Genomic DNA, 5,174 nt, shown 5'->3' on the forward strand with positions numbered 1-5,174 from the left:
CATTGCCACGTTGGCGCGGCATACAGTGTTCGATCTGTTGATATTGGCTTTCGGTGATTTACATCACCGCATTATATCAAATAGTGTTAACAGGCTCTAATAAGGCTTTCTCCATACTTGGCGCAAGATAAGGGATTTGTGTCACAATTTTCTGATAGGTGAGGAGATTTTCTCCTTGGGTTTGTCAATTACACGGACCCAGCCATATAAGCTTTCCCGTTCAAATCGAGTCTGAAAGGTATCGCTGAATTCAGCTTTTCCGGAACTGGCAATGGGGGGATAAAAACTAAATCCTATGACCATCAATAGAGCCGTCGGTATTATGACCGTAGTGGATTTTAGATACTTTCACTCAATCCATGCCACAGTCATCGCCAATACCAGTAGCGCTATCCCCAGGCTCATAAAGATTTCGCGGGAACTGACCAGGGGAAATAAGTAAAAACCCAGAAATAGCGTACCAATCACACTGTCGACTGTGCTGATCGCATAAATCGATCCCGTAGCCAATAAAACCGATCCTGTCAGCCAGGGAATGATAAGTGTCAATAATTCAGCTATTGCGATGATGAGGGATAATCCGGATCGTGTCCGATCAGCCCAGATCCCTCCCAGATAATAGCCAATTGCCAGCGCAATCAATGTAACTGCAATGAGTGAAGTCCAGACGTAAAGACTGGCACCATAGAAAGGTGCAATCAGCCGCGTACCCAAAAGCTCTATAACCATGACGGCCGCACCGGTCAGGAATACAGTGCAATAAAGCCAGGCTTTGCCAAAAATAATTGAAGATGAAGAATTTATGGTGGATTTTTAGTGTGTTACCTTGTTTTTTGTAAAGTCGTTGACGATGATGCGGCTGCCGGAAATGACCAGATCGGGATATTCCAACAATTTAAACTGTTCAAATGGATTGCCGCGAACGGCGATGATATCCGCCGGAGCGTGCTTCATTAATGTACCCAGCAAAGGATTGTTCAAATATTTTCCCGCCTCGGAAGTTGCTGCTTTGAATATTCTTAGCACATCATCAAAGTCAATACCGTCCGGGCTGGATAAAAAACTCGGCCGCAAGCGACCGAGTTTTTTATTTGATCGGTTTTTATTTTCATATTTGTCTTAATTTATTGTATTTATAAATTATTATGTGATTTGTAATGGTCCTGCAACGCACTTGAGAAGTATGAGGTTGTAATTAATCTTTACAGAATGCCGGTAATTTCTATCGACCTAGATTGATTATTTGGAATTGTAAGTAAAAAAATTGATACAGGTAATGCGACAAATTGTCGCATCTATGTAAATGCTGAGCTGGAATAATGCTGATTAATTTATAATAATTAATTGTTTTACAATGAGTTATACATATTCGTAAGAAGCTTTATATCGCGGCAATAATTGCCTGCGGCAATTTGTCACATTGTTTTTTCATCGTGTGATTCCTATCATCCGTTCCTGAAGAAGTTGCCATCTATCTCCTGGTGATTTTTTTAAATGATGTCTCGTTGAATAATCTCTTGTGGTGCGAACGCTTGTATCTTTGAAAACTTTTCTTCTTGCCGTGAAGAATGAGAAGACAAACAATCAGTAGATAATTAAGCGCAATTAGTACCCCGCAGCTTGCTGCGGGGTTTTTTTGAAAAGTGGTAAAGGTGCGACAATTTGTCACATTGCTTTTGCCAGGTAGAGAAAATATTATCGCGCCCTGAAATAAGTTCTTTTCTTCAAGATAATAAGAGTTTTCAGGGACGTAAGAAAAGAATGGTTTTCAGTTGCCCTTTGAGATCCACCTCAAAAGGCAACCTTAGTAAGAGAAATATAAGTTGTTCTATTAATAAATTAAAAAGGGGTCTTAGTAACATGTTAACAAAACAATTTAAGTGTTTTACCCATACCGCTTTAGCGACAGTTTTGCTGCTGGGTCTCTCACAAAATGTATTATCGCATACTCGTCTGGAAATTCCTGTAGGAATTGAGGGCGTTAGAATAACTAACAATGTGGTCATTGGGCATGGTTGTGGGGATGGAACCTTCATAACTAGAAGTTCCGTAGTTTTCCCTGACGGCGTTGATTCAATCGTTAAAGTCAATGACACGGTTTCAACCGATACCATTGATGCGCATGTTACAAATTGGGGTAATTTGTTTCAGAAAGTATTGGATCCCAGCGTTTTCAAAGCAGAAGATGAAAAGACCGATGATAACGGAAATGTCGTAGGGTTTTATGTTAAGGATGGCAAAATGCCGGACTACTACGCAAGCTACCTCAAATTCAGAGCTGGCGCGGTTTTGTTTGAGCCGACGTCATGTGCTTCAAGTGTGAAAATCGTTTTGGCTATTGCGGATATTTGCAAGCCGACAACCATAGCAGGTTTTGCTGAAGGCAAGCTTAACTTATGGACACCGGCGGTAGGATCGGATTATGACGGCCCCGGTCTGCATGGTTTTGATTCTCCGGCCACTTATACGGTAACGCGCGACTTGGCTAAAAATCCCCTTCCCGGAAGTTGCTCAGCGACAGGGGATGCGGTTGATTTAATTCCATCTGCAGCGCAGATCAATCGTGATCTACCCATTAAAAACAAGAAGGGCGCTCAGATTTGGCCGAAGCCATAAGAAAGTTCGCCATGAATTAGCTTTTTGTTGAAAGAGGAGATGGGCGGTGTGGGAGTTCTTGTTCATCTCCTGATTTTTGAGGAGCCATAATGTTGAAATTACCAAATCATAAGCGCCGGATTGCCATGTCGTTCGTTATTCTTTTTATGGCAACTACTGGATTTTCTAATCATGCGCTTGCAGACGCAGCGACAGTGAATTCAATTTCCAGTCTGGATTCCATTCAAATTTATTGCATGGAAGAGTATGGCAATGTATCGGAGCCGGATGTTGATTTTACCGAGACGATCGTTAGTCTTGCAGCATCGAATGACCCGGCGCAACGAGTAACCGCCTTGTCGCAATTGGCGGTGAAAGGTTCGGTTGACTCCGGAATTGTACAAAAAATTCTACAGGCCGCAATTCAAGATCCCGATCCGCAAGTCCGAGGGCAGGCGGTTTACGCCTTTGCGCAACAAGGTTGTGGTGATCTATTCGTGGTACTTGAGCAAGCGCTGCAAGATACTGCACTCTCAGTACGGTTGATGGCGTTGGATAGCTTGGGGGGCGATGAAAGAAGCGTGGCATTGCTGAAACAAGTGGTTGAAGACGAAGATGAAGCTCAGGCCATCAAAGATCTGGCTGCTATGAAGCTGGAAGCTTTGTCCGCAAGCAATCAAACTCAAGATAACGGTATTTAATAAAGCGCTTTAGGTAGAACGGCATTGTGAAAAAGCTATATCCGATGATCGTTCAAATTAAAGCGAATGGCGAAAATAATTTTTAAGGGAGTTTATGATGCAATTCTCAAATTTAAAGGGAATGCTTATTCCAGTTTTTGGGTTAATGGCAATCTACGCAAGTACAGTTTCGGCGCATAACCAGACGGGTAGTTTTACCACCGGTTTGGCCGCAGCCGTGGATTTTTATCAAGTGACCTGTTTTGACGATGGTAACGGCGCACCATCTTATCTTGAAGCACAAGTCAAGGATATGACGGCAAGCACTGCTAAAGTTAGTATCCTGGCGTATAAAGGAACTAGCTGCACCACTAATAAGTGCGCGCAATTCAGCGTGGATACTACGGATAACAATACCACATACAGCCCTTTGGTTAAAATTACGCAAGGATCAGGTGTATACAGCTTATTCGTTATGCATACAGCCGCAGGGACGGATAGTTATGATGTGGCACTTCATTGTAAAACATCAACCGGAGTGCATACGGGCACTAGCGTAGTATCAAGACAGCAGCAGTAAAACATCTGTTTCAATCAAATTGTTGCAGATACTTGAGGCGAGAGCATTATCAGGCTTTGTGTCACAGGCGCCCGGTCTCGTGGTTACTCAAAACAAACGATAATGCTCGGCCCAATCCGCATACTCAAATTTATACTTGGCATCCTAAAAAACATACTGAGAACCCATCAATTCTGAATCGAATCGAATTGACTTGATTTTTATCAGGACAAAATCATCCTGTTGTGCTTGACCAGGTCAACATCTTGCTAGGCCAGAAAATTGCGTCTGCTAGTCTAGAGTCTTTTATATTTCTCCAGATCGGTTATTCACTTATTTTAATTTTGATAAGATTCTTGTTTTGTTAGAATCAATTTATGGATATAACGTAATAGTACTAAAAAAGAGATAAGGATAATCATGCTTTCAGTATTAAAAATTAGTGTAATTTTTATTTGCATTTTCGGATTGAGTTTTTTTTCATCAATAACGCTTGCTAATTGTAGCGGATGCTTGTGCCCGGGCGATCCGTGTAATCTTTGTCCATTACCTGCGATGCAGGATGATTCGCCGAAGTTAAATGAACCTGAGTTATGCGTCAGAATAAGAGAGAAAGTACCACCGACCTCGGCACAACCTGGGTCTAATGAATATTTCCCCAATTTGGATATGTCAATTATGGTATGTGTCAATGAAGGTGGGGATGTTATAAGGAATAAACAGCGTAATTCGGAATTCCCTTCGAGGTTTTATTGTAAGCCGCCGACAGACATCCAGTACCGTAAGTAAATAAAAGAAATTGTGAGTTGCAATATAAAATAAAAGAAAGTAGTATTTAAGCCTTTTTTCTTTGAAGGAGCTAAGGATTTATGGCTAATAGTGCACAAGCGAGAAAGCGTGCAAGGCAAGCTGTCAAACGTAGAGAATACAATGTCAGTTTACGGTCTAAATTGCGTACTGCGATTAAATATGTAAGAAAAGCGATAGGATCTGGGGATAAAGATGTGGCTCAAAATGTATTTAACAGTTCTATAAGTACTATTGATTCAATTACTGGAAAAGGTATTATTCACAAAAATAAGGCTGCACGTTATAAAAGCCGGTTATCTTCCGCGATTAAAATGATGAGTTAGCGGATAGAGTAAAATTCGCATTTTATAAAAAGCAAAAATGAGCTTAGCTTATGGTGAGGGAAGCGTAAACAAGTGGCCTTATGTTTTGATTATAGAGCTTAAGATCGTAAGTTTGACAGTACAAGGTTGACTAAGTAGTCTAAGGGAGGTTGCTATCTGGTTGGGATTGGATAGTTAGAGTAGGATTTTACGAAGGAAAGGAGAGGG

6 protein-coding genes are annotated in these 5,174 nt (G+C 41.3%); 4 read left to right on the forward strand and 2 right to left on the reverse strand.

Annotated features, from left to right (window positions below):
• Window positions 1–348: 348 nt before the first annotated feature.
• Together C4S39_RS15955 and C4S39_RS15620 are read right to left on the reverse strand one after the other, a co-directional pair.
• Complete coding sequence (locus C4S39_RS15955) at window positions 349–729, reverse strand: fused MFS/spermidine synthase (RefSeq protein WP_258039470.1); 381 nt, start codon at window positions 727–729, stop codon at window positions 349–351.
• 84 nt (window positions 730–813) lie between these two features.
• Window positions 814–981, reverse strand: a complete 168-nt coding sequence (locus C4S39_RS15620; RefSeq protein WP_219817985.1) for a hypothetical protein — start codon at window positions 979–981, stop codon at window positions 814–816.
• Between the two features lie 879 nt (window positions 982–1,860).
• Between C4S39_RS15620 and C4S39_RS14760 the strand changes: the two genes are divergently transcribed.
• The 4 genes from C4S39_RS14760 to rpsT all read left to right on the forward strand — a co-directional run bounded on the left by C4S39_RS14760 (window position 1,861) and on the right by rpsT (window position 4,967).
• A complete protein-coding gene (locus C4S39_RS14760) occupies window positions 1,861–2,616 on the forward strand; it encodes a hypothetical protein (RefSeq protein ID WP_103967692.1) in 756 nt (251 codons plus the stop codon).
• An 89-nt stretch (window positions 2,617–2,705) separates the two neighbouring features.
• A complete protein-coding gene (locus tag C4S39_RS14765) occupies window positions 2,706–3,296 on the forward strand; it encodes a HEAT repeat domain-containing protein (protein ID WP_103967693.1) in 591 nt (196 codons plus the stop codon).
• A 94-nt stretch (window positions 3,297–3,390) separates the two neighbouring features.
• Window positions 3,391–3,855: a hypothetical protein gene (locus C4S39_RS14770; protein WP_146059783.1), complete on the forward strand. Its 465-nt coding sequence runs from the start codon at window positions 3,391–3,393 to the stop codon at window positions 3,853–3,855.
• Between the two features lie 848 nt (window positions 3,856–4,703).
• On the forward strand, window positions 4,704–4,967 hold the full coding sequence (gene rpsT, locus C4S39_RS14780; RefSeq protein ID WP_103967696.1) for a 30S ribosomal protein S20: 264 nt from the start codon (window positions 4,704–4,706) through the stop codon (window positions 4,965–4,967).
• The last annotated feature ends 207 nt before the right edge of the window (window positions 4,968–5,174 follow it).

Source organism: Nitrosomonas ureae (genome assembly GCF_900108305.1).
Taxonomy (GTDB): Bacteria; Pseudomonadota; Gammaproteobacteria; order Burkholderiales; family Nitrosomonadaceae; genus Nitrosomonas; species Nitrosomonas ureae_B.